We start from the raw sequence: 23,160 nt of genomic DNA, 5'->3' as shown, positions 1-23,160 counted from the left end.
TGGCCAAGGACCTCGGCGTCCCCGCCGACGGCACCGGCGCGCACCGCATCGTCCTCGGCGGCACCGCCGACGCCTTCACCGACCCGGACGGCTTCACCTGGGAACCCGCCGAGACGCCCGCCCCCACACCGTCCTGACACCCACCCACACACCCACCCCGCGCCCACCCCCGCTTGACCCTCACGCTCCGCCGGAGCCGGGCGGGCCGGATCCGCGGCGAGCCGGCACAACGACAGGAGAGAGATCATGAAGTTCCGGGCCCAGGTCGAGCCACCCGAGCCCATGCGGGGCCTGGAGGTTCCGCCCGAGGTGGTGGCGGCGCTCGGCGGGGGCGCGCGGCCGCCGGTGACGATCACGGTCAACGGGCACTCCTGGAAGAGCCGGGTCGCCATCCTGCGGGGCCGCCACCTGCTCGGCCTCAGCAACGCCAACCGGCGGGCCGCGGGCGTCGCGATCGGCGAGGAGGTCGAGGTCGAGGTGGAGCTCGACACCGAGCCGCGCGTCGTCGTCGAGCCCCCGGACTTCGCCCGCGCCCTGGACGACGACCCCGTCGCCCGAGCCGCGTACGACAACCTGTCCCACAGCCGCAAGCAGGAACACGTGCGCGCCGTCGAGAGCGCGAAGAGGCCCGACACCCGTCGGCGGCGCATCGAGAAGGCCATCGCCACCCTGCGGGGCTGACCCCCGAAGACACAAGGACTCCGCCGGCACCGCCATCGCCGTGCGGAGGCCCGACCCTGCCCGATTCCTCCCGAAGGGACAAGCATGTCGAAGCGACTCATGACCGGTCTGTACTGGTTCCTCGCCTTCGAGTTCGCGCTGGGCGCCGTGACCAAGTACTGGCCCGGCGACACGATGTTCAGCTCGGCGTACTCCGCGAAGTTCGTCGATTGGGGTTACCCGTCCTGGATGCGCTTCGTGGTCGGTGCCCTGGAGGGCGCAGCCGCCGTCCTACTGGTGATTCCCGACAAGCGAACACGCTTCCTGGGTGCCACGACGCTGATGTTCGTGCTCACCGGCGCGGTCACCACCCACATCGTCAACCACGACCCGGCGGTGGAGAGCTGGGCCGCGCCGGTCCACCTTCTCCTCATGGGCATTCTCGCGCTGGCCAATTGGCCTGCCGACTGGAGGGACCTCCTGCGGGCTCCCATCGCGCCGACAACCCGAACAGCACGTCCGTCCAACGAGGCGACAAGGGTGCAGCACCTTGGAGGGAATCCCTGAGCTGCGCCGACCCGCGGCGGTCTCGTCGCCCCGCCGCTGGACCCGGGCGCCGATCAGGACGGTCGATGACGTGGCGCGGCATCAGCCGCAGCGGTTCGGCCGGGTCGTGGGGCACCGCGTGCGCATCGACGCTCGGGACTGCTGACAAAGGTGCTGGACTTGACCCGGTCGGATGTCGCTGTCGTGTACGGGCTCGCCGGGTGGCGGGATGTGGTCGGCCGCGTCGTCGCACGTGAATAACCTGGCGACGTCGGCGGTCGTCCCCGGGATACTGGTCGCCCATGGATGAGGTCGAGGTCGTCGTCGCCCACTTCGAACGCGCGACTCTGCGCGTCGGCGACGTGTTCTTGAAGGTGGACGCCGATCAGGCGCGCATCGACGCCGAGGTCGAGGCGATGTCGCTGGCGCCGGTCCCGACCCCGGAGCTCCTGTGGCGCAAGCCGTTCGTGCTCGCGATCGCCGCGGTCCCGGGGGCGCCGCTCGGGAGCCTCGGCGGGCCGTCGACCGGGTCGCCGGCGGCGTGGGCCGCGGCGGGCGCCGCCATCCGGACGCTCCACGACGCGCCGCTGCCGCCCCGGCCGGGCCGGGCCGGGCGGAGCATCGCCGCGCTCGCGGCGGAACTCGACGACGAGTGCGGGTCGCTCGTGACGAACGGTGTCCTGCCCGCCGACCTGGTCGCCCGCAACCGCCAGGTCGCCGAGGCCGCGCTCCGGCCGTGGACTCCGGCCTTCACGCACGGCGACCTGCAGATCGCGCACGTCTTCGTCGACGGCGGCGAGGTCACCGGCATCATCGACTGGTCCGAGGCGGGCCGGGGTGACGCCCTGTACGACCTCGCCACCTTCACCCTCGGACACGAGGAGCACCTCGACGACGTCATAGCCGGCTACGGCGCCGACGTCGACGTCGACCTCGACGTGATCCACGCGTGGTGGTCGTTGCGAAGCCTGCTGGCGGTTCGCTGGCTGATCGAGCACGGCTTCGACCCCTTCGCGCCGGGCTGTGAGGTCGACGTGCTGAGATCCCGGATGTGAGGCTGCGCAGGCCCGTTCGCCGTGCGTGCGTTCCGACGCATCGAGCGGGCCGTCCCGTGGGGCGCGCTGCCTGCCCTTACTCTCAACACAGTGCGGTGTGCGGTCGTCGCCGGCAGATGACGGAGCGGCCGAGGGTGACGAACGCGTGGTGGATGTCCTCGCGGATCTCCCGGCGGATGCGCGGGCGGCGGAAGGTGCTGTGGTAGCGGGGCCGTTGCTTCCGTGGCCGGTGTACGCCCGTACGGGGTGGTGTCTGATCCGCTGTGGGTGGTGTTTGCGGGGGTTGTCGGTGCGTGTGTGTCGGGGGTCGGGGTTGTTCGGTCGGGTCTCGTACGCGCGGGCCGGTCGTGGTTGGTGATCCACGTCACGGGAACCGGCGCTCCCGGTCGGACAAGGCATGACGTGAACCATCCACACTCCCGGCTCCGGGCCGGGAATCCCGAAGCGTTCCGTGACCTCTTCCGGGACCATGCCTTGTTGGTGTACCGCCACGCCGTGCGCGTGACCGGAGACTGGGCCCTGGCCGAGGACGTGGTCTCGCTGACCTTCCTGGAGGCCTGGCGCCTGCGCGGCAAACTCCGCGACGAGGGCGACAGCCCACGCCCCTGGCTCATGGGCATCGCCGTCAACGTGCTGCGCAACACGACGCGCGCCGCCCGCCGCCACAGCATGGCGATGGCCCGCATGCCCGCGGGCGACCCGGTCCCCGACTTCGCGGACGAACTCGTCGGCCGCATGGCCGACTCCGAGGAACTCGCGGCCGCCCGGAAGGCGCTGGGGCGGCTGCGGCGTTCGGAACGCGAGGTCTTCACCCTCTGCGTCTGGTCCGGGCTCGGCTACGCGGAAGCGGCGGCCGCCCTGGGCGTACCCGTCGGCACCGTCCGTTCACGCCTGTCCCGCGCCCGTACCCGGCTGCGCAAGCTCGTGGCGGAGGAACTGCGCGCCGCGAGGAAGAACACGGAACCGCTCCCGATCCCCGGACAACTACAGGGCAGCCGCGCTACTGCGGCCCGGCCGCACAAGGAGACGCACCGATGATCCGCAACTCGCGGCGGCGGACCGAACCGCTCGACCACGCGGAACTGGCCCGTCTGCTGCCGGCGCCGGCCGATCCCCGTCTGGCGGCCGACCGCCAAGACCTGCTCGAGGAGCACTTGATGAGCGAGATCCACCAGTCCGACCAGGTCCCCGCGACCTCCCCGGTGCGGCGTCCGCTGCGCCGCACCGTCCTCGTCGTGGCGTCCGTCGCCGCGGTCGCGGCCCTTGCCGTGGCCGTCTCCGTGGGCAGCCCGGCCGACACCAGCACCGTTGCGGCCCCGCAGCTGGTCAAGGCACCCGTGGTGCAGATCGAGGAGGGGAGCACCGTCCAGCTCGCCTCGACGGTCCACGCGATCGCCGCCGCCGCGACGGCGCACACCACGCCCCAGCCCGGACCGGGCCAGTTCATCTACATCAAGAGCCGGGTCTCCTTCATGGCGAGCAGCCTCAACGCGGACACGGGGGAGTCCGCGACGTGGGTCCAGCCGCTGCACGACCGCGAGGTGTGGAAGTCCCCCGACGGCACGAAGGGTTGGCTGGACGAGCCGGGCTACCAGTCGAAGGGCGGTATCACGCTGGACAACGACGAGCCCCGCAAGCAGTTGTCCTACCAGTGGCTCGCGGCCCAGCCCGCCGATCCCGACGCGTTGCTGAAGGCGGTCTACTCGACGGTGAGCGGCAGCCGGGACCACGACCAGCAGGCGTTCAACGAGATCGGCTCCATCATCCGCGAGCAGCTCGTCCCCTCCGCTCTGGCCGCCTCGCTCTACGAGGCCGTCGGCAGGATCCCGGGCGTCGTCGTGGTCGAGCACGCGCAGGACGCCTCCGGCCGCGACGGGATCGCCTTGGCGCGGCTCGACCCGCAGACCGGCGAACGGTCGGAGTGGATCTTCGACCGGGAGAGCCACCAGTACCTCGGCAGCCGTGGCGTGCAGGTCAAGGAGTTCAACGGCGTCAAGCCGGGCACCGTCGTGGAGCGCACGAGCATCGTCACCCGGGCCGTCGTCGACGCGAAGAACCAGCGCCCCGGCGCCGGGCAGGCCACGTCCTGACGGTTGCCGCGCGGGGAGTGCCCGCCGGCCGGCCCGGTTCGCCGGCCGACGGGCACGGACGGCCCCCCGGGGGTGCCTCCATGGGCTTCGTCAAGGAAATCGGGCCGCGTTCGGGCGGGTGACCAGGCAGCATGGCGGAATGCCAGGACACCAGGGTCTCCTGATGCTCGGTGATTCGACACCAGCGAGCTGTTCAGGAGGCCCTGCTCGCATGCGCCGAGCACCCGACGACCACCCAGTGGAGAGGGCCGTTCGAGCGCCAAGCCCCCAGAGTAGTACGACAAGAACTACTTACGCGTCGGGGTGTTCCGGCAGGGCGAGCCAGTCCGACCAGGAGATCTCTCGGCCGAGGAAGCGCGGCTGCTCGAACGGCCAGTCGGCGGCGATCCACCGCGGCACCAGCGCGTCGAGGGCCTGCTCGACCGTGCTGCCCACCAGCTCGTCCACCACCCACCAGGAGATCTCGCCGTCCGCGCCGGCCCTCTCCGGTGGGTCGATGTAGACGCAGCCGAGCAGAGCCGTCTCCGCCGCGTCGAACAGCGCGTAGTTGAAGGACTGGTGTGCGGCGATCTCCTTCTCGTGCCGCAACAGGTCGGCCTGGTCGGCCTCGTAGGTCATGGTGGCCGCGGGCCAGCCCCAGGCCGGGCCGAAGATGGTCCACAGCCGCTCGCGCGAACCCATCACGGCCGGATAGTCGAGCGGGGTGTCCGCCTCCCGGATCGGCCGCAGGTGATGACCACTGCCCGGCAGCGGTACCAGGACGGGATGGACGAAGTTATCGGGGAGCCAGCTCATAGCGCCCGACCGTAGCAGCGCGCGGCGGTTCGCTCTCCTGGATTTCCCCGTACACCGCCAGGTCCTGCTCTCATACCGGGCTGTGCCCGCGATCACCTGATCGAGACTCCCGTTCGATCGACAGACTCCATGATCGGCATGGCAACGGCGGTCGCCGACCGGACGACCGTTTCGCTGGCGACCATCCCCTTATGGCGGCGGCTCTCGGTTACCTTGCGTCACCGCGCTGACCGGCCGTGCATGGGGAATCCTGGTGGCCGCTGTCGGCGGGTGCCGTGTCCGGTGCCGCGCCGCGCCCCGGGGGCGTGTTGCCTGTGCGGGGTGGTTGTGTGACGGCCCGGCGGTGACGGAACCCGGGCGGAACCCGGCCTGGGCCGGGTTCCGCCCGAGTACCCGTTCGGTGCCGCGTCCTTCGGCGCGAGGGTGCTTCGCTGCTTGGCGTGGGTGTGCGGAACCCACTGTCCCCGTTATGCGAGTCCGAGCATCGCTTCGGCGACTTCGCCGATCGCTGTGTCCGGGATCGTGGTGGCGGCGTCGTCGAGGACGAGCAGCCGCGCGCCGGGGATCTCGCGTGCGAGTGCCTCGCCACTGCCGACGGGGAAGAACCGGTTGCGGCGGCCGTGGACGACGAGTGCCGGTACCGCGATCTCGGGCAGGCGCTCGCGCCAGCGGGGCGTGCAGTCGAGTCTGGAGAACACCAGGCCCATCTGGTTGGCCATCTGGATCAGGGGCGCGGTGCCGGGGGTGCGGTCCCACACCAGTGCGGCGATGGTGCGCGCGGTGGCGGGGTCGTCGCCGAGGATCTCGGCGCCGGTGGCGGCGAACTCCGCGACGGCTTCGCGGTCGGTCCAGTCGGGCAGCGGGCGCGTGAACAGCCGCTTCATCGCCGCCGGGTCGTGGTCGGGGAGGTCGTCGTCGACGGGGCCGGGGGCGACCGGGCGGGTGCCGACCAGGGTGAGCGCCGAGAACGCGCCGGGATGGTCGAGCACGGCCACCTGGGCGACCATCCCGCCGATGCCGGTCCCCGCGAGGTGCGCGGGCGCTCCACCCCCGAGGGTGTCGGCCAGGGCCGCGGCGTCGGCGGCGAGGTCGCGCAGGGTGTAGGCGGGTGCCTGCGGGTCCGCGGTCGTGGACTCGCCGCTGTCACGCAGGTCGTAGCGCACCACGCGACGCCCGCCGGCGGCGAGGCGCTCGCAGAGCGTGTCGGGCCAGGAGAGCATCGTCGGCCCGCCCGCGAGGAGGACCAGGGGGGCGTCGTGGTCACCGAACGACTCGATGCCCAGGCTGGTTCCGTTGGCGTTGACCGTGGTCATCGGGTCACCGGTCACTGTCGTGTCCGAGACCGCGGTCGGGCGCGCTCATGTCGCCCGTCCCGGGCACGCCGTCGGCGAGCCCGTAGCGCAGGAACACGGTGCCCTGCGAGCCGGCCACCGGTGGTTCGAGGAGCGTGAGGTTGGTGGGGACGGCGCCGCCGTCGAACACCTTCTTCCCGACGCCGAGGACGATCGGGTGGACCCAGAGGTCGAGTCGGTCGAAGAGCTTCTCGCGCAGCAGGGTCTGCACCAGGTCCAGGCTTCCGACGACCTTCACCTGCTCGTGCCGGCCGCGGATCTCGCGCACCGCGGCGGGCAGGTCCGGGCCGAGCAGGGTGGAGCCGGCCCAGGGGAGGTCGGGGTTGCCGCGGGAGGCCACGTACTTCGGGATCCGGTTGAACAGCTCGGCGATCTCGCCGTCCTTCTGGTGCGGCCAGTACGAGGCGAAGATGTCGTACGTCCGCCGGCCGAGCAGGAGCGCGTCCGTGCCCTGGTAGGCGGCCAGGATCTGCGCCCCGGTGGCCTCGTTCATCAGGGGCGCCTGCCAGCCGCCGAACGGGAACCCCTCCGGGTCCTCGTCGGGGCCGCCGGGCGCCTGCCCGACGAGGTCGAGGGTCGCGAACATCTCGATGTCGATGAGGCCCATGTCTGTACTCCCGTGAGTTGGTCGTCCCCGTCGAGATGTAGACCGGCCGGGGCCGGAAAACTCATCGCCACGCCGGTATCGGGTTTCCGTACCCGCCGACCGCCTCGCCCGGCACACCGCCGACCGGGCTGCTCCGCCGCCGCGTCCGGGCACCGGGCGCATTCCGGACGGGTACGGACGGTCCCTACCGGACCGGGACCCCCGGTCCGGCCGTCGCCGGCGTCGGTGGTGCGGGCGACGGCAGTGTGCCGGTGCGCCCTGGTCGCGTCGGCGGGTCGTTTCGGGGCGGCCAAAATGCGACGAACGCCCGCAGGCCGCGGGCGTGGGTGTCCGTGACGAAGGCGGTAGGGACCCGGCCGACCCAGGGCTGATGTTCGGGCCCGTGCCGGAGTGCCAGGTGCTCGGTCCCGTGCCCGACCGCCGGCCATGCCCGGGACCGGGGCGTCCGGGAGCCGGCCCGGAGTCCGTTGTCGTGGACAGTGCCGTGCAACCCTTTCGGCGGCCCGGGGGTGAGTAGGGCAGAGCGATGGCCCGGTCGGGTCGTCGCGTGGACGCGAAGAGGAAATGGATGACCGCGAGTGTGTTGAACATCCCGGTGGAGGACCGGCTGCGGCCGGTCACGACACCGGCTTGCGCGGGTGGCCCCGACCCGGGCGGTCTCGACTTCGAGGGGTTCGCCGCCACGCGCTGGCGGCGGCTGGTGCGTACCGCCTACCTGCTCACGGGCGACCACCACGAGGCCGAGGACGTGGTGCAGGCGACGTTCGCGAAGGTCTTCAGGAACTGGTCCCGGATCAGCCGTCTGGAGGAACCGGACGCCTACGTCCACCGGGCCCTGGTGAACAACAACCTGAGCCGTCACCGCCGGCGCCGGGTCCGGCAGTTGCTCGTGCCCGTGCTCCCCGACCGGGCGTCGACCGCGAGCGGTGGCCACCGCGACGTCGAGGAGCGCTCGGCGTTGCTCCAGGCGCTGGCGGAACTCCCGCCGCGCCAGCGGGCGGTGGTCGTCCTGCGCTACTGGGAGGACATGAGCGAGGGCCAGGTCGCCGAGGTGCTCGCCTGCTCGCAGGGCAATGTGAAGAGCCAGGCCAGCCGGGGCCTGGCGAAGCTGCGCGGCCACCCGGCACTGGCCTCGTACGCGGCGGGCACCGGTTCGACGATCGACGACACGAACGGAGACAACAGGTGATGGACACCGAGGACATGGTGCGCGGCGCTCTGCGGGACGAGGCGGCCCGGGTCGCGGTGGCGCACTGGTCCGCCGGGCCGGTGCGCGATCACGTGCGCCGCCAGCGGCGCCGGCGCCGGGTGACGATGGGCGCCTCGGCCGTGGCGGTCGCGCTCGCGGTGGTCGCCGGGACGGGGGCGGTACTGTCCGCGCAGCACGGCCCCCGGGCCCTCGGGCCGGCCTCACAGGGCCCGCAGACCCTGCAACTACCGGTGGAGCCGGCCCCCGAGGCCCTGGTGGTGGAGCCGGGCCAGCAGCTGCCGCTGGGCCGCCAGGACTGGTGGATGCGGCTGAAGGACCAGGAGATCTGCATCCACGACGCCCCCGCCTACGGCAGCGGCCCGGACTGCGGCGGGCACTCCTGGATGCCGGGCGCGACCGAGATCACCATGCAGTACTACGGGAACCCTCCGCAGTACCACGAGGGCCTGTACAACCTCATCTACCAGGGGCCCGGGCAGGTGGCCCGGATGACCCTGGAGGTGGACGGCCGAGCGTACTGGGCCACCGTCGCCTCGCTCCCCGGCAACCCGGGCTACGCCACCGGCTACGTCTGGGGGCCCGGTAGCAGTACCCCCGACGATCCGACGGCCTACCCCCTCCAGGGCGTCAGGCTCGCCGCCTACGACGCCCAGGGGACGGTACTGGCGAGCAAGACGCTGTCGCCCTGACCCGGAGCGGGGTCGCGGCCCTGTTGCCGGCCGCCCGCCGCCGCTGCCCGCCCCGACCGGCCGGGAGCCGGTGACGTCCCTGGGGGTGTGGGGCGGTGTGCGGGCCGGGGCTTTGCGGGTGTGGTGAGGACAGGCGGGAGGGTCCTTCGGACCGTGAGTGGGGCGTCTGGACCAGGGTGTTGAGGGTTCTTCGGGCCCGAGCCCCACTCACGCTCCCGGACCCCCACGGGCACACCTGGCTTCGGTCACGGTCAGCAGCAGCGATTGTTCGCCGGTCTCGGCGGCAGTTGGTGATCGGCACGTTTGTGGATGCTCCGAGAACCGACGAGGGTGTCGCCTTGGGACGGTCAAATTCCGGTGCGTGACGTCCGGCTGGGTCTCAGACTGCGGACATGGATGAATCCACCGATCCCGCGGCCGTCGCGCCTGCAGAGCAGTCGAGTCAGCTACTGGGGTATCCACCTGATGCGCGGCTGCTGATCGTCAACTGCGATGACCTCGGGATGTATCCGGCGATCAACGCGGCAGTGATCGAGTCGGTCGAGGACGGCATCGCGAGTTCATGCAGCCTGATGGTCCCGTGTCCCGCAGCGCCGCAGGCCTTGGAGATGCTCAGCCGACGCCCTCGAATCCCATTTGGCATCCACCTCACCCTGGTGTGCGAGCTCCCTGACATCAAGTGGGGGCCGCTGACCGCCAGGGAGCAGGTTCCCTCACTGCTGGACCCTGCAGGCGAGCTGTTCTCACCGTCGCCCGCCGGACGAGCGGCCTTGCTCGGCCGGGCTCGGCTCGATGAGATCGAACTCGAGTTCCGTGCCCAGATCAACGCCGTAGCCGACGCCGGACTCGCGCCGACCCATCTGGACTTCCACTGTCTGGCCGATGGCGGCCGCGACGACATCCTCGACCTGACCGTGGCGCTGGCCGCGGAGTACGGCCTCGCGGTCCGGGTCTGGCTCGATCCCGCGCGCCGGACGATGCGCAAACGCGGGCTGCCGGTCACCGACAACGACTTCTTGGACAGCTTCTCCCTGGGCATCGAAGGGAAGGCCGCACGATACGTTCAGATGCTGCGTGACCTGCCCGCGGGACTCAATGAATGGGCGGTGCACCCCAGTCTGGGCGACGAGGAGTCGCAGGCCGTCGACAGCGGCTGGCCCGTGCGCCGGACGGACTACGAGTTCCTGACTTCGCAGCAGGCCCGTGATGTTCTCCAACAGGAGGACATCGCCGTCATCGACTATCGAACGGTCCAGCAAGTCTGGTCCCGAGGCACGAGCTTCGGATGAACGGTCTGGTCCGTCACCCGTGGGGGTGACGGACCCGCGTTTGTCGGGGCGCTGGGGTCAGCCGACCTTGGCGGGCGCCTCGACCCGGGCCCGGGCCGAAGCGTCGCCGCCTGGCAGCTGCGCGAGCACCCCGGCGTCGAGATCGTGTGTCGCGCCCGCGCGCAGGTCTTCGCCGACGGCGCCCGCGCCCCGAACGCCTAGCACTGCGCGGACAAATGGCACGTCTGGCACAACCTCGCCGAGGCCGTCGAGCGCCTCGTCCCGCGCTACCGCACCCTGCTCCGCACCCTGCTCCGCACCCTGCTCGAATCCGAGCCCGAACAGCCGGAATGGCCGCCAGCTCCGGCCCAGGCGGCCACGGCCGACGAGGCGCCGCCCGAACCACATCCGACGGGGAAGTTCCTCGACCGGCTCCGCGATACCCACGCCGCGGTGCGGGCAGCCCAGGTCGAGCACGGTCTCAGCCTGCGAGAGATCGCCAGACGCCCGGGTCTGAGGCGCAACACGGTCCGCACGTACGCCCGTGCGGCCGATCCGGAGGCGACGCTGCACGGCCAGTGGCAGAGCCGGACCAGCAAACTCGACCCGTTCAGGCCCTACCTCGAGCAGCGGATCGTCGAGGGCCGTACGAACCTGTCCCGGCTCCACCGTGAGCGGCCCTCAAGCACAGCATGCTCGGCGAGCGAAGGCTCCTTTGCTCCTTTGCTCCGCAAGCGGCTCCTGCTGATCGCGGCCGGCCGACGCCCCCCCGCGGGGACGTTCCCCCCGACCGACTACGAGGGGGAGTGAAGCAGTTACCTGAGCGGCACGACACCGGTATGCCGGGCGTCCTCTGGCCTGGAAAGGAACACCCTTCGCTGCGGCCGCTCGACGTCCGTAACAACGACTGACACCTCGTCGCCGACCTGAAAGACCTCCGGCAGGCCGGCTGCGGGCCTGCCGTGGACCTCTTTGAAGGGCACCAGGCCGACGACTCCGTTTCCGACGTCAACGAAGGCGCCGAAGGGGAGCACCTTGACGACTGTCCCGCGAAGCGTCTGCCCCACCACCGTGCCGTCGGCGAACACCTGGAAGGGGTCGAGTGACAGCGCACGCAACGACAGCCTGGCTTCCGCGTTGTGAGTGTCGAATTGGAGGAACTCGCATGAGACGCGCTGTCCGATCTCCACGACGTCAGCCGGAGCTTCGATGTGGCGCCAGGACAGTTCGGGGACCGTGATGAACCCGACGCCGGGGAACAGGGGATGGTCCGGTCCGTTGTCCAAGGCTACGAAGACCCCGAACCGCTCTATCGCCGCGACGGTGCCGGAAAGGATCTCGCCGCGGTGCAGTGACTCCAGGAACGCCCAGAGATCCGGGCTCTCAGACTGCCAATCCATGCCCGCCACCTTGGCACACGCCGACGGTCGGCCACACCCCCGTGGGACGGCCACAGACCGTAACGGCCTCGCGATCGACTTCACGAAATCCGTGCCTGAACTCTGTTCAACCGCCGCCGACACATAGCCCGACAGCAGGGGCACGCAAGCACGGGCAGAGCGGCTTTCAGGAGCGCCATCACGGGCTGATGTCTGTCGTTCATGCCCTGGTGGCACCCAGCGGCCGACTGTCGGCCTCGCCATGCCTGCACGCCGCCGCCCGAAGGAGAGGGTGTGACTCTCCGAGTCGAGGGTCGCAAGCGACCGGCCGTCACCGAAGGACTACGCAGATGCCCCGTCTCTCGAGGATTTCCGTGATGAGGTCGAACAGCGATGCCTCGCCATCGCGGGTGGGCACACGCTCCGTCAACCGGGACCTGGCCTCGTCCGAGGACTCCCATCGCAAGGTGAATGGCGGGGCTGCGCCCCACCTGCCACTCAGGCAGTCGTCCAGAGCGTCGAGGTTCCAGCCGAAGTATCCGCCGGGACCGTTGATGGCTTCACCCATCGCGCAGTAGAAGCTGTCCTCGTCAACAATGTGCCGACCGTTCAGCGTGAACATTCGACCGGCGGCGAGGTCGGGCTTCCCCTGTCGTCGGTACTGATGGGACCACAGCGCCACCGACAGCCACGCTCGTTTGCCCTCAGGGTCCAGCTCGTGCCACATGCCGGTCCGATTCATACGATCCGTACGGACCAGGTCCCATATGCCGTCCGCCCGCGGCAGGGCGTTCTCGCACCAGAGCGTCACCGTGAGGTCGAGGAGGCCGGCTCCGTGCGCGGAGGGCTGAACATCGACGACGGTGACCCCGCCGACGAAGTAGGAACCCATGGTGGCACCGTCGGCATCGAGGATTTCGAACCAGGCGTTCCCCGCCATGGCGCGACGAGTGCCGACAAGATCAACGCTCTTCAGCAGACCGCCCTGCGGGAAGCAGCCCGTGAGGTGCACTCGCCGCGTGCCCTCGTCCCCTGGCAGCGGTGTGAACAACCCATCGGCCGCCTGGGCGAAGCCCCAGAAGTCGGCATCGTCTTCGTCCGAGGTCAGAGCGTAGTTCCGCCCCTGGTCATCCTGACCTGCTGCTCGCATCGCACTCCCGTACTGACTTTAGCGCTTCAAGGAGACTGACCTGTTCGCGCAGCTGACCGGCAGCTGCGGCAGTTCGGCTGTTCGTCCCGGCGAGGAGATCCGCGCCGGCTGCCCCGTACTCGACGCGGCCACCGACCACGTCCGCGACCTCGCCGAGATGATGCGCGATCTGCGAGGCGACCAACTGTTCCAGTGGATGGAGTGAGTCGACCACAACGGCCTGCCCGCACGGCACTCCCGGGTCAACGGCCTTCGCCGGGACCAGGACCGCCGTCGTCGCCGAACTGTCCAGCCCCTGGAGCTCTGGCCAGCTCGAGGGAGAGAACACGAGAGTGCGGCTCCTCAAGCGCGCCGGGTAGGGCCGCGCCGACTTCGAGCTCCGACGCAAACGCATCCTGCACGGAACCCGGCCCCCGGTCACAGGATCAGGGGCGTTCTCCCTGGGGGCGGTGGTCGCGGGCGGTCGGCTCGGAGGTCTCTGGAGCCGGTCTAGCCGTGCAGCCAGATCCGCAGCGGACCGATCGGCTCGAAGCCGTGGCGGAGGGCGACCGCCAGGTCGTCGCCGTGCTCGTAGCCGACCACCGGCAGGGTGGGGAACAGCCGGTGCACCGCGTCCAGAACGATCGGCCAGGCCGCGTCGGAGCCGCCGTCCGGCGCGAAGACATTGGAGATTCCGACCACCTGGTCGCTGCGGCTCGCCACCGCGCCGACGACCACCTGGCCGTCGGCGGACCGTCCGGCGAGTACGAACGTGGCCGGGTCGTCGAGCAGTTCAGGCCGGAAGAGGTCCGCGTTGCCGTCCCCGTCGTCCCAGGCGAGGGCCCAGGCCCGCAGGGTGTCCGGGTCGCCGACCACGTCCCAGGCGAGATCCGACGCGGTGGCGGGCGCACCTGCCGGGCGGTGGATCCACTGTGCCTCGAACAGCATCTGGAAGCCGGCCCCCGTCAGGTCGAGGTCGGCGAAGCTGTCCTTGACCGTGGCGCCGGGTGCGTCGGTGTCGATCCGGGCTGCCAGCACGGCCGGGTCGACACCCGACACCAGCGTCACCGCGTCGGGGTAGTACAACGGCGTTCGGGTCGGGGCGGACCAGGCCTGCTCCCCGAACCCGCTCGCCAGGCCGTGCGATCGGCTCATCGCCGCGCACCATTCGGCGTTGTTGCGGGCGGCGGCCCGGACCAGGGAGTGCTTCGGTGTCGTCACGAGTGCGGATCATGATCCATCCCGGTCGGCGCTGTCGAACGGTTTTCCGCCGCCCGCAAGACGCACGCTTCGAACGTCGGCCAGCTCCTGGGAACCACGGGCTCTGTCGCCGACCACAAGATCGGCGGCAGAGTCGAATGACGTGACCGCTGACACCTCGCCCGGACGAGCAGCAGTGACCAGGATGCTGTGCCCGGAGCCGCCCGGAGCCGCCCGGGTACCGGCCCGTAGGGCCGCGTCCTGGCCCCGGCGCTCATGGCCGGGTGTGCACCGGTGCGCGCCGTCACCGCCGTTCCCGCCGTCGAGCAGCCGATCGAGGGTGGACTCTGAAAGCGTCGGAAGCGCGCGGTCGGCATTCCACGGCTCGGCCACCCGGTCGACCGGTCGCACGCTGTGACCTGCGCGGATACCGGCGATCCCCGTGTGTGGTCGGGGTGCGACAGCTCGGCGTGACAGGCTCGCGGACGCGGACCGTCGGCATCGACCGAAATGTGGCGAGCGGGTGGAAGCAACGCGCGCGACAGTGGACGAGGTACGCCCGCTCCGGGCGGGCTGCGGTCAGCGGGTGCGGATCGCGGCGGCGACGGCGGCGATCGGGGGCCAGGTCCACTGGCCGGCGCGGGCGACCAGGAAGCTGCGGCGGGTGCCGGCCAGCGGGTCGAGGCGGCGGAAGGCCACATCCGAACGGTCGCGCTCGATGCCGGACTCGGCCAGCAGCGCCACCCCCAGGCCCGCGCCGACCAGGCTGTTCACGAGGTGCAGGCTGTCCATCCGGTGCGGAATCCGGGGGACGAAACCGGCCATCGCGCACACCCGGTGCACCAGCTCGTCGTCGTCCGTGCCGCGGGAGTTGGTGATCCAGCCGCGCTCGGCGAAGGCGGCGAGCTCCGACAGCGCGATCGGCCCCTGCGAGTCCGAGTGGCTGCCCGGTACGGCCAAGTACAGCGGCTGCGCCTCGAACCGCCGGGCGCTCAGCTCCGACGGCCACGAGTGCGGCACCAGGCTGTAGTCGTACACCACCCCGAGGTCGACCTCGCCGGACCGCAGCAGCTCCACCGTGCGCTCCGGCTCGTGCTCGGAGATCTCCAGTTCCACCCGCGGATGGAGCCGCCGCATCCGGGCCACCACCGGCAGGACCACCGGCTCCACCGCCGTGTAGAAGCTCGCCAGACGCACCCGCCCGGCCGGTTCCGCGCCGTCGCGCAACTCGGCCGTCGCTTCCTCCACCGCCGCCAGGATCCCCACCGCGCGCTCCACCAGCCGCGAACCCGCGGGCGTCAGCCGCACCCGGCGGCCGACCGGCCGCAGCAGGGGCACGCCGACCTCCTGCTCCAGCACCGCCAGGTGCTTGGAGATCGCCGACGTGCCGTACCCCAAGTGGTCCGCCACGGCCGCCATCGTGCCGAGCCGGTCCAGCTCGACCAACAGACGCAGCCGCGTGAGGTCGGGCAACCGACCGAAAGGTTCCATGACGGTATTGTCCACTGATAGTGGATGATCACTCCACCAATAGACCGTGGACGGAAACGGCCAGCAGGCGATCAAATGACATCGTGACCGCATCAACCACCACCGCTGCCGACGGCGCGCGCCAGACGGCCGTGAAGTCCCTCCAGCCGAACACCCGGCGCCGAGTGCCCGGCGCCGCACTCGTACTCGCCGCGATGGCCGTACTGCACACCGGCAGCGCACTCGCCACCGAACTCTTCGACTCCGTCGGCCCGGCCGGCACCACCTGGCTGCGGATCGCGTTCGCCGCCGCCATCCTGCTCGCCTGCACCGGCCGCTCGCTCGGGCCCGCGCTGCGCGCCGCGTCCCGGCGCGACCTGATCGCCACCGCGCTACTCGGCGCCGTCAGCGCCGCACTGATGCTGCTGTTCTCCGAGGCGACCGCACGGGTGCCGCTCGGTACGGCCACGGCACTCGAGTTCCTCGGCCCGCTCACCGTCGCCGTCGCCGCCTCCAACCGCCGCTCCGAGCTCGGCTGGCTCGCGCTGGCCGCAGTCGGCGTCCTGCTGCTCACCTCGCCGTGGACCGGTGCGATCAGCGGCGCCGGGGTCCTGTTCGGACTGGGCTCGGCAGCCTGCTGGGCGCTGTACGTGATAGGCACCGCACACGTCGGCAGCCGCTTCACCGCCCAGCACGGCCTGGCCATCTCGCTCACCGTCGCCGCCGCGGTCAGCGCACCGTTCGGCGCACCCGCAGCCGCCGCCAACCTCGACTGGGGCGTGGTGACCGCGGCGGCAGGCATCGCGGTCCTGATGCCGCTGCTGCCCTTCCTGCTGGAGATGACGGCCCTGCAGCGGATCGGCAAGACCACCTACGGCACCCTGGTCGGCCTCGAACCGGCCATCAGCCTGCTCGCCGGGCTCGTCCTCATCTCCCAGACACCGACCGCCGTCCAGGCCGGCGGCACCGCGCTGGTGGTTGCCGCCGGCATCGGCGCGGCCCGCAGGGAACGACGCGGCTGACGAGGGCACCCGTGAGGTCCTGCCGCCGGGCCGAGGCCGAAGGGGCCTTTGGTCACCGCGTCTCCAGTAGGCCTTCGGCTCGTCGACCGACGCTCCGAGCCGGTGTTCCTGGTCGGGCCTCCGTCCACGAGGGAGGCCCGACCGCTCCTGACCTGCCGACTTCGTCGATGGACGGGATTCATGCGAGAGTCCGGGAATCCCGCTGGCACGGGCGCCGCCCCGGCTGGCAGAGTGAGCACCGTGCACGAAACAGACACCGAGGACGGCGATCTGACGGTCCCGCAACTCGTCCGCCACAGGTGGGGGAGCGACCTGCCGGAGGCGGGCCTCCTGCCGCGGTTCACCGAGCCCGGCTGGACCTACCAGGAACAACTGCCCCGCCCGTGCCCCGACTGCGCCGCGGACCTGCACTCGCTGCGCCGCCCGTACGAGTCGGGCGGGCGCCAGTACCGCTACGTCGCCCTGGTCTGCCCCGTCTGCCCGCGCACCTTCACCCTCGCCGACCTCGGTGTGAAGACCTACGACAAGCTCTCGCGCCCCACACCCCCGGTACGGGCCGAGTCCGTCACCCCCGCCCCCGGGCGGCGCGGACGGACCGGTGTCCCGACGGTGACGGTCCGCGCCGCTGCCCGTCTGATGGCCGGACTGGACACCGGCCCGTGCCCGACCGGGCCCGGGGTGACGGTCACCGCGATCCGCCTGCCCCACCCCACCCGCGAACCCGCGCCTGCCCCGGTTGCCCCGGCGTGGCCCGAGGACCTGCCCCTGCCCGCCCGGGAGGAGACCCGGGCCCTGTGGTGGGCCAAGATCACCGACCCCGCCCGGCCGCTGCCCGAGCCGGCGCTGCGCGCAGCCGACGACGTACGGGTCATCGTCCCGGCGGGGGAGCGGTTCGACGGCCTGCGCCACACCCTCACCGGCCTCGGGGCCCGGGTGCGCACCGCCGCGCACTGGGTGGAGGACGAGTTGGTGGCCACGGTGTCCGACCTCGGCGCGCCCGTCGAGCTGGCCGCCTGGCCGGGCGGCGCGGTGACACCGGCCGCGGGCCCCGCCGCCTACGCGGCCCGGGACGCGTTCGCCGCCCAGTGGGACGCCCTGGACGAACTCCCCGCCGGTGACATCGAGGCGTTCGTGCCCGTCGAGGACCTGGTCCCCGAACAGTGGAAGGCGCTGCTGCCGCACCCGGCGTTCAACCCGGTCCAGGCCGCGGCCGTTCCCGCCGTCATCGACGGCGACGAGCACGTGGTGGTCGTCGCCCCGACCGGTGCCGGCAAGACCGCGATCGGCATGGTCGCCGCCCTCACCGCCCACCGGCGCGGCCGTAAGGCCGCCTGGCTCGTCCCCCAGCGGTCCCTGACCGACGAGCTCGACCGCGACCTCGCCGCCTGGCGCCGGGCCGGGCTGCGGGTGGTCCGCCTGACCGGTGAGGCCGCCGTGGACAATGACCTCGTCCGGGACGCGGACCTGTGGGTGGCCACCACGGAGAAGTTCGAGGCCATCTGTCGGGCCGGCTCCCTGCGCGCCGCGCTCGCCGAGGTCGGCTGCCTGGTCGTGGACGAGATCCACCTGCTCGGCGACCCGGTCCGCGGCCCGGTGCTGGAGGCTCTCCTGGCGCGGGTCCGCGAGGACGCCGCCCGGGTGCGGATCGTGGGCCTGTCCGCGACCGTCGCCAATGCCGACCAGCTCGCCGACTGGCTCGGTGCCCGCCTGATCCGCTCACCCTGGCGGCCCACCCGTCTGACCTGGCAGCTGCCGGAGATGCCGATCGACGCGGACGCCCCGGACTGGGCCACCCGCAACCACACCCGCATCCGCCGCACCGTCGACCTGGCCCGCCACCACACCACCACCGGCGGCAGTGTCCTGGTGTTCTGCGGCAGCAAGCGTTCCGTGCGCACCACCGCCCTCGCCCTGGCGCAGGACCGCGGTGTCGACACCACCGGCGCGGACCCGGACGACAGCGACCTGGTGGAGCGTCTGTGCACCAAGGCCGGCGTGCGCCTGCACTACCGGGACTGGCCCCACAAGCGTGACGCCGAGCAGGCCTTCCGCACCCGGGAGGCGGACGTCCTCGTCGCCACCTCCACCGTCGCCGCGGGCGTCAACCTCCCCGCCCGGGCCGTCATCGTCCGGGACACCCAGATCGGGATGAGCCGCATCGAAGTGTCGATGGTCCAGCAGATGTTCGGCCGCGCCGGCCGTATCGGCGCCGGCGAACGCGAAGGCCACGCCTACCTGCTCACCGCCCCGAGCGAGCGCCACCACTGGCAGGCCCTCCTCGCGGCCGGTTACACCGTCACCTCCCGCATCCGCGACCGCCTGCCCGACCACCTCCTCGCCGAGGCCGTCCAGAACCGCCTCGCCACCCTGACCCAGGCCGAGAACTGGTGGAAGGGCACCTTCGCCTTCCACCAGGGCCACCACCCCTTCGACCCCCTCCACGACGCCACCGACTTCCTCACCGAGACCGCCTACCTCACCCGCGTCCCCGACCCCGACGGCGAGGGCGGCGACAGGCTCGAAGCCACCGAACTCGGCCGTCTCACCAGCCGCTTCATGGTCGACGCCGACCTCGCCTCCACCCTCGCCGACGCCACCGCCGACCTCCCCGTCCCCACCGACCCGGACACCGCCGAGGACGCCCTCGTCACCACCCTCGCCACCCGCCTGCCCGCACTCGAGCAGGCCCCCTTCACCGAGCGCGCCAAAGCCGAGCTCTACAACGTCCTGCGCACCCTCGGCCAACCCGACCGCGCCGACACCGACGCGAACCAGGACGAGGACGACGACCGGCAGCCGGTCGCGGGCGACCTCGCCCGCGCCGTCCTGCTCCTCGTCGCCCGCGCGCCCCGCGCCTTCCGCGGCCGGCCCGCCTACGTCCGCGGCATTCCCGCCGACTCCATGGCACCGGTCCTCGACGACGCCCAGCGCTACCTCGCCTGGCTCGGCGCCCAGGGCCCCCTCGCCACCGTCCACCCCTGGATCGCCGTCACCGCCGCCGACCTCGCCCAGCGCATCCGCTGGCGCACCCTGGGCCCCTCGCGCGGCGCCGGCCGGCTGCTGTGGATGTGCGAACAGATGGCCACCCCCGCCCACACCCACGCCCTCGTCCCCGCCATGTGGCAGGCCGCCCGCGCCCGCGGCATCGACTCCCCGGACTGGCCCGGCACCACGGCGCCAGGCGCCTGCCGCCTCGGCCCCGCCGACTACCGCACCCTCCTCGCCTCACGGACCACCGGCACCGAGATCACCCTCCACGCCGACCACGCCCACATCCGCGCACCGCGCGGAGCCACCGTGATCACCTGGAACGGCACCGCCACCGCCCGACACACCACCACCGACGAGCCCGTCGACGCCCCCTACCCGGCACCGCGGCACGACGACCCGTCAGCGGGACGCACCGGCGCCGTCGTCCTCACCCGAGGAGACCGCAGCGCGGCCGGCTGGGCCACCGCCTACAACCGTGCGAACCGAACCGCGCCGGGGAACGCCTGACCGTCGCCGCCGGTGGGGCGGCGTCGGGCGGCCACCGGATCGTGGGGTTGTCTCCTGCGGCACCGGCACCGGCACCGGCAGCCGACCGCCACCGGGTACGCCGGCATCGTCGCCCGGGTGCGGGCGGACCTGGAGGCCGCCGAGGCACAGGTGATCGATGCGACCCGGGCGGCGGGAGGAGTGCGACACCACCTGTTCCTCCCCTCCAGGGCCGGCCTCCAGGGTCTCCACCGGTTCCTTGTGCGGGCGGGGACCCCGGGGGTGCCGCTCCCGCTCGACGGAGGCCGCCGGCACCTGCCTCGTCGTTCGGGTCAGTGGACATCACCCTCGGCCGCCAGGCCGGCCGGGGTGGGGTCCGTTCCCGGCCCGGGGAGGGTCGGTGGGGCTGGGACCGCCCGGCCGTCGGCTCCGGTTCGCGCCTCGGTTCAGTTCAGGTTGGCGGTGAGGACGGAGTCGTCCCTGGTGAGGTGTTCGATGGTGAGTTCGCCGGACGCGCCGTTGTAGGCGCCCGTCCCGCCGGTGACCGCGAACGTGTGGGACCACGGCTGGTAGCCCACCAGCACCTCGGTCACCGCCGGCAGCGGCCGTTCGAAGGCGCCGGTGGCGGACAGCGTCCCGTCGGTCAGGCGCAGCACGACGGTGGCGAGGACGAGGGCCTTGTCCAGGCCGACGGTGACGGGCATGCTGTTCGCGCTCTCGGTACCGGCCGGCTGACCGGCGGCGTCCCGGAGCTCGTAGTGGACGAAGTACGGTGTGCCGGCGGTGAGGACGCTCGGGATGTCGGCCGCGGCCCGTTTGCCGGTCAGGTGCACGTTCGTGGCCCGCCGGGCCGCGTGGGCGGTTCCGGTCGTGCCGATGGCTGCCCCGGCCCCGACGGCCGCTGCGGATGCCATGCGCAGGGCGTTCCTGCGGTCGATGTTCTTCATCATGATCATGTTCCCGATGCCTGGTGTGGTGGTGTGCGGGAGCCCGAGTGGTGGATCCGTGCCCCGGTGGACATGCGGCTCTCTTCCCGGTTGCGTCTGCCGTATTCCGTCGTCGGCGCGGGATTCCCCGGAAGGGAGTACCGGGGGAGGGGTGGACGGGGTCGCCGGTGACCGCCTGGTCTCGACAAGGCCCCCGGCGTGCGCGACGTCGGCCGGCAGGTGTTCCCGCCGAGAAGCGGGTCGCCGGCGCGCGGAAGGGGCTGGACGAGTTCACCGGCCGGCTCTCGCGTCGGGTGGCCGGGCTCGCGGGGTACGAGGGCGCCCAGGCATCCCTGAAATCAGACCTGCCCGGAGTTCCGGAAAACCGGGATGACCTCACGCGTCGCGATGTCGAATACTTCCCCTATGCAGGTCTTCCCCATGAACCCGGATCGGCTCGAAGCACCCCTGGAGCTGCTGGACGACGCCGGTACCGCGTGGCAGCTCCGGAAGAAGCGAGTCGATCTTCGGGCTGTGCGTCGGTTGATGAAGGACCGCGCCTCGATCGTCGTACTCGGAGAGAGCGGCGGGACTCGCCCCCGACTCGTCGCGGAGGACGAGCGCCCGATGCTCTGGGACAAGGTCAAGGACGACGGCAAGGGGCCCGGCGGAAGCCGGACGGCAGGACGCTACCTCGCGCACGAGTTCCGGGCGGACGCCGACCGCCGCATGCTCTATCTGGAAGAGCACTGCTGACGGCGGGACGAGTCACGCCTGGACGAGGATCCGGGTGCGGAGAAGCTGGAATGACGTCCGGCCGTACATGGCTCTCTTGAGCGTTTTGATCCGGTTTGCCTTGTCTTCGACCTTGCGGAGTGTGCCGTTTTCGGCCATCTGTCCTGTGCAGGACGGGCGCTGAACGTCGGGTGGGCTGGTGCTCCGAGGTGGTGCGGCGCGCGAGGAGAGGGGTCAGGTGATGGTGATCTTGAACGTGCGGCTGTTGTTGCCCGGCGTCGGGTCGTCCGGGAGCTCGGCCTCGACGGTGCCGTCCAGTACCTCGGGGTCCATGCCGGAGGCGACCGAGATCCGCACCTCGGCGGTGACCGAGGCACCCGGCGCCAGGCCGGCCGGGACGACGCAGGCGACGGTGTGGCCGAAGGGCAGCGTGGAACAGGTCGCGCCGGAGGACTTCCCGGTGCCCACCACCCCCGGCGGCAGGTGCACGTACAGCGTGAACGGTACGGCGGTGGCGGTGTCGCCGGCGTTGGTCACCACCGGGTGCAGCAGGGTGGAGCCGCCGTCGGCCACCGGGGCGGGGTCGGCGGCCGAGACCACGAGGTCCGCGCCGGCCGCGCACGCGTCGGCGGCCGCCGGTCCGGCGCCCAGCAGCACCGCCGCGCACGCCGCCCGCAGGGCCCTGGACAGCAGCAGTCGGGACATCACGCTCACCCATTTCGTTCGGTACCCGCCGGACCACGGACCGGGGCCGGCGGCAGGCCCGCTCGGGCCGTGCCAGGGCCAGCATCGGTGCCCCGCCGCGTCACCGGAGCGGGACACGACGGGGCACGACGGGGCACCGCCCGTACGGGTGACCCTCGGGCCGTCCGGTGCGGGATCGTCAGACCGTGGCTGCCCGGCACCCGGTCGCTGATTCTTCGCGTCGACGATCGCCCGGGTCACGATCGTCGTACGCTCCACCACGGTGCCGGGCTTGACGCCGTTGAACTCCTTGACCTGCACACCGCGGCTGCCGAGGTCCTGGTGGCTCTCCCGGTCGAGGCTCCACTCCGACCGTTCGCCGGTCCGGGGGTCGAGCCGCGCCAAGGCGATACCGTCGCGGCCGGAGGCGTCCTGCGCGTGCTCGACCACCACGACGCCCGGGATCATGCCGACGGCCTCGTAGCGCGAGGCGGCGAGGCCGGAGGGGACGAGCTGCTCGCGGATGATGGAGCCGATCTCGTTGAACGCCTGCTGGTCGTGGTCCCGATCGCCGCTCACCGTCGCGAAGACGGCTTCAACAGGGCGTCGGGGTCGGTCGGCTGGGCCGCGAGCCACCTGTAGGTCTATTTCGCGCTCACCCGCAGCCTGCGGGCCACCTCCCTCGGCGGGACCCCGTCAGCGAACAACACGGCTGCCTCCGGCCGCACCGACTTGCGGTACTGACGCGCCTTCGCCGCCAAACCGCCCCCATCCGCACAGCGCATACCAACGGCAGAGCGCGCAGATGACCGCCGGTCAGCTGCGCAAACAGGCCAATCACCCTGAAGCGCCAAGGTCAGTCATGT

General features: G+C 71.9%; 21 protein-coding genes and 2 pseudogenes. 12 read left to right on the top strand and 11 right to left on the bottom strand.

What is annotated here, in order from left to right:
* From ACWDRR_RS33935 to ACWDRR_RS33910, 6 genes and pseudogenes are all read left to right on the top strand, one after another.
* A pseudogene (locus ACWDRR_RS33935) lies at positions 1-137 on the top strand (glyoxalase); the annotation flags it as partial.
* Between the two features lie 109 nt (positions 138-246).
* Positions 247-681 carry a YdeI/OmpD-associated family protein gene (locus ACWDRR_RS33930; RefSeq protein WP_449776104.1) on the top strand — a complete coding sequence of 145 codons (435 nt, stop codon included), beginning with the start codon at positions 247-249 and terminating at the stop codon, positions 679-681.
* Positions 682-765: 84 nt separating this feature from the next.
* Positions 766-1,227, top strand: a complete 462-nt coding sequence (locus ACWDRR_RS33925; protein WP_449776103.1) for a DoxX family protein — start codon at positions 766-768, stop codon at positions 1,225-1,227.
* Positions 1,228-1,508: 281 nt separating this feature from the next.
* Positions 1,509-2,261, top strand: a complete 753-nt coding sequence (locus tag ACWDRR_RS33920; protein ID WP_449776102.1) for a phosphotransferase family protein — start codon at positions 1,509-1,511, stop codon at positions 2,259-2,261.
* Between the two features lie 402 nt (positions 2,262-2,663).
* Entirely contained in the window at positions 2,664-3,299 is a 636-nt protein-coding gene (locus tag ACWDRR_RS33915; RefSeq protein WP_449776101.1) for an RNA polymerase sigma factor, read from the top strand.
* Positions 3,296-4,351 (top strand): CU044_5270 family protein, encoded by a 1,056-nt coding sequence (locus ACWDRR_RS33910; protein ID WP_449776100.1) that lies wholly within the window; start codon positions 3,296-3,298, stop codon positions 4,349-4,351. Before ACWDRR_RS33915 ends, ACWDRR_RS33910 begins: the two co-directional genes overlap by 4 nt.
* Before the next feature lie 291 nt (positions 4,352-4,642).
* On the opposite strand, the gene ACWDRR_RS33905 is transcribed toward ACWDRR_RS33910, so the two are convergent.
* The 3 genes from ACWDRR_RS33905 to ACWDRR_RS33895 form a co-directional block, all read right to left on the bottom strand.
* The gene (locus tag ACWDRR_RS33905) at positions 4,643-5,146 is read right to left on the bottom strand and encodes an N-acetyltransferase (protein WP_449776099.1); all 504 of its coding nucleotides are present in this window, start codon (positions 5,144-5,146) and stop codon (positions 4,643-4,645) included.
* Positions 5,147-5,613: 467 nt separating this feature from the next.
* A complete protein-coding gene (locus tag ACWDRR_RS33900; RefSeq protein WP_449776098.1) occupies positions 5,614-6,459 on the bottom strand; it encodes an alpha/beta fold hydrolase in 846 nt (281 codons plus the stop codon).
* Between the two features lie 4 nt (positions 6,460-6,463).
* Positions 6,464-7,105, bottom strand: coding sequence for a dihydrofolate reductase family protein (locus ACWDRR_RS33895; protein ID WP_449776097.1), 642 nt, complete (start codon positions 7,103-7,105; stop codon positions 6,464-6,466).
* A 568-nt stretch (positions 7,106-7,673) separates the two neighbouring features.
* On the opposite strand from ACWDRR_RS33895, the gene ACWDRR_RS33890 reads away from it, so the two are divergent.
* The 3 genes from ACWDRR_RS33890 to ACWDRR_RS33880 all read left to right on the top strand — a co-directional run bounded on the left by ACWDRR_RS33890 (position 7,674) and on the right by ACWDRR_RS33880 (position 10,293).
* The gene (locus tag ACWDRR_RS33890) at positions 7,674-8,294 is read left to right on the top strand and encodes a SigE family RNA polymerase sigma factor (RefSeq protein WP_449776096.1); all 621 of its coding nucleotides are present in this window, start codon (positions 7,674-7,676) and stop codon (positions 8,292-8,294) included.
* Positions 8,294-9,004 carry a hypothetical protein gene (locus ACWDRR_RS33885; protein ID WP_449776095.1) on the top strand — a complete coding sequence of 237 codons (711 nt, stop codon included), beginning with the start codon at positions 8,294-8,296 and terminating at the stop codon, positions 9,002-9,004. Before ACWDRR_RS33890 ends, ACWDRR_RS33885 begins: the two co-directional genes overlap by 1 nt.
* 392 nt (positions 9,005-9,396) lie before the next feature.
* Positions 9,397-10,293, top strand: a complete 897-nt coding sequence (locus tag ACWDRR_RS33880; RefSeq protein WP_449776094.1) for a polysaccharide deacetylase family protein — start codon at positions 9,397-9,399, stop codon at positions 10,291-10,293.
* Between the two features lie 57 nt (positions 10,294-10,350).
* Here the strand turns inward: ACWDRR_RS33880 and ACWDRR_RS33875 are convergent, their stop codons facing one another.
* The 5 genes from ACWDRR_RS33875 to ACWDRR_RS33855 form a co-directional block, all read right to left on the bottom strand.
* Complete coding sequence (locus tag ACWDRR_RS33875; protein ID WP_449776093.1) at positions 10,351-10,749, bottom strand: hypothetical protein; 399 nt, start codon at positions 10,747-10,749, stop codon at positions 10,351-10,353.
* Between the two features lie 338 nt (positions 10,750-11,087).
* Entirely contained in the window at positions 11,088-11,672 is a 585-nt protein-coding gene (locus tag ACWDRR_RS33870) for a S1 RNA-binding domain-containing protein (protein ID WP_449776092.1), read from the bottom strand.
* Positions 11,673-11,982: 310 nt separating this feature from the next.
* The gene (locus tag ACWDRR_RS33865; RefSeq protein WP_449776091.1) at positions 11,983-12,801 is read right to left on the bottom strand and encodes a barstar family protein; all 819 of its coding nucleotides are present in this window, start codon (positions 12,799-12,801) and stop codon (positions 11,983-11,985) included.
* A gap of 489 nt (positions 12,802-13,290) precedes the next feature.
* Positions 13,291-14,001, bottom strand: coding sequence for a hypothetical protein (locus tag ACWDRR_RS33860; RefSeq protein ID WP_449776090.1), 711 nt, complete (start codon positions 13,999-14,001; stop codon positions 13,291-13,293).
* A gap of 558 nt (positions 14,002-14,559) precedes the next feature.
* Positions 14,560-15,471, bottom strand: coding sequence for a LysR family transcriptional regulator (locus tag ACWDRR_RS33855; protein ID WP_449776089.1), 912 nt, complete (start codon positions 15,469-15,471; stop codon positions 14,560-14,562).
* A gap of 83 nt (positions 15,472-15,554) precedes the next feature.
* Between ACWDRR_RS33855 and ACWDRR_RS33850 the strand changes: the two genes are divergently transcribed.
* Together ACWDRR_RS33850 and ACWDRR_RS33845 are read left to right on the top strand one after the other, a co-directional pair.
* The gene (locus ACWDRR_RS33850) at positions 15,555-16,472 is read left to right on the top strand and encodes an EamA family transporter (RefSeq protein WP_449776088.1); all 918 of its coding nucleotides are present in this window, start codon (positions 15,555-15,557) and stop codon (positions 16,470-16,472) included.
* Positions 16,473-16,712: 240 nt separating this feature from the next.
* Entirely contained in the window at positions 16,713-19,970 is a 3,258-nt protein-coding gene (locus tag ACWDRR_RS33845; protein WP_449776087.1) for a DEAD/DEAH box helicase, read from the top strand.
* A gap of 425 nt (positions 19,971-20,395) precedes the next feature.
* On the opposite strand, the gene ACWDRR_RS33840 is transcribed toward ACWDRR_RS33845, so the two are convergent.
* Complete coding sequence (locus ACWDRR_RS33840) at positions 20,396-20,899, bottom strand: hypothetical protein (RefSeq protein ID WP_449776086.1); 504 nt, start codon at positions 20,897-20,899, stop codon at positions 20,396-20,398.
* A gap of 402 nt (positions 20,900-21,301) precedes the next feature.
* Here ACWDRR_RS33840 and ACWDRR_RS33835 point away from each other — a divergent pair, with 402 nt between their 5' ends.
* Positions 21,302-21,631 carry a hypothetical protein gene (locus tag ACWDRR_RS33835; RefSeq protein WP_449776085.1) on the top strand — a complete coding sequence of 110 codons (330 nt, stop codon included), beginning with the start codon at positions 21,302-21,304 and terminating at the stop codon, positions 21,629-21,631.
* A 213-nt stretch (positions 21,632-21,844) separates the two neighbouring features.
* Here the strand turns inward: ACWDRR_RS33835 and ACWDRR_RS33830 are convergent, their stop codons facing one another.
* Together ACWDRR_RS33830 and ACWDRR_RS33825 are read right to left on the bottom strand one after the other, a co-directional pair.
* A complete protein-coding gene (locus ACWDRR_RS33830) occupies positions 21,845-22,873 on the bottom strand; it encodes a hypothetical protein (protein ID WP_449776084.1) in 1,029 nt (342 codons plus the stop codon).
* A gap of 68 nt (positions 22,874-22,941) precedes the next feature.
* Positions 22,942-23,079, bottom strand: a pseudogene (locus tag ACWDRR_RS33825) (IS630 family transposase); the annotation flags it as partial.
* Between the last annotated feature and the right edge of the window lie 81 nt (positions 23,080-23,160).

Source organism: Kitasatospora sp. NPDC003701 (assembly GCF_053587085.1).
This window is presented reverse-complemented; position numbering and strand designations above follow the sequence as displayed.

Coding starts and splice junctions, on each gene's coding strand:
- ACWDRR_RS33930 (WP_449776104.1), top strand. CDS start 247: ATGAAGTTCCGGGCCCAGGTCGAGCCACCCGAGCCCATGCGGGGCCTG.
- ACWDRR_RS33925 (WP_449776103.1), top strand. CDS start 766: ATGTCGAAGCGACTCATGACCGGTCTGTACTGGTTCCTCGCCTTCGAG.
- ACWDRR_RS33920 (WP_449776102.1), top strand. CDS start 1,509: ATGGATGAGGTCGAGGTCGTCGTCGCCCACTTCGAACGCGCGACTCTG.
- ACWDRR_RS33910 (WP_449776100.1), top strand. CDS start 3,296: ATGATCCGCAACTCGCGGCGGCGGACCGAACCGCTCGACCACGCGGAA.
- ACWDRR_RS33905 (WP_449776099.1), bottom strand. CDS start 5,146: ATGAGCTGGCTCCCCGATAACTTCGTCCATCCCGTCCTGGTACCGCTG.
- ACWDRR_RS33900 (WP_449776098.1), bottom strand. CDS start 6,459: ATGACCACGGTCAACGCCAACGGAACCAGCCTGGGCATCGAGTCGTTC.
- ACWDRR_RS33895 (WP_449776097.1), bottom strand. CDS start 7,105: ATGGGCCTCATCGACATCGAGATGTTCGCGACCCTCGACCTCGTCGGG.
- ACWDRR_RS33890 (WP_449776096.1), top strand. CDS start 7,674: ATGACCGCGAGTGTGTTGAACATCCCGGTGGAGGACCGGCTGCGGCCG.
- ACWDRR_RS33885 (WP_449776095.1), top strand. CDS start 8,294: ATGGACACCGAGGACATGGTGCGCGGCGCTCTGCGGGACGAGGCGGCC.
- ACWDRR_RS33880 (WP_449776094.1), top strand. CDS start 9,397: ATGGATGAATCCACCGATCCCGCGGCCGTCGCGCCTGCAGAGCAGTCG.
- ACWDRR_RS33870 (WP_449776092.1), bottom strand. CDS start 11,672: ATGGATTGGCAGTCTGAGAGCCCGGATCTCTGGGCGTTCCTGGAGTCA.
- ACWDRR_RS33865 (WP_449776091.1), bottom strand. CDS start 12,801: ATGCGAGCAGCAGGTCAGGATGACCAGGGGCGGAACTACGCTCTGACC.
- ACWDRR_RS33855 (WP_449776089.1), bottom strand. CDS start 15,471: ATGGAACCTTTCGGTCGGTTGCCCGACCTCACGCGGCTGCGTCTGTTG.
- ACWDRR_RS33840 (WP_449776086.1), bottom strand. CDS start 20,899: ATGATGAAGAACATCGACCGCAGGAACGCCCTGCGCATGGCATCCGCA.
- ACWDRR_RS33835 (WP_449776085.1), top strand. CDS start 21,302: ATGCAGGTCTTCCCCATGAACCCGGATCGGCTCGAAGCACCCCTGGAG.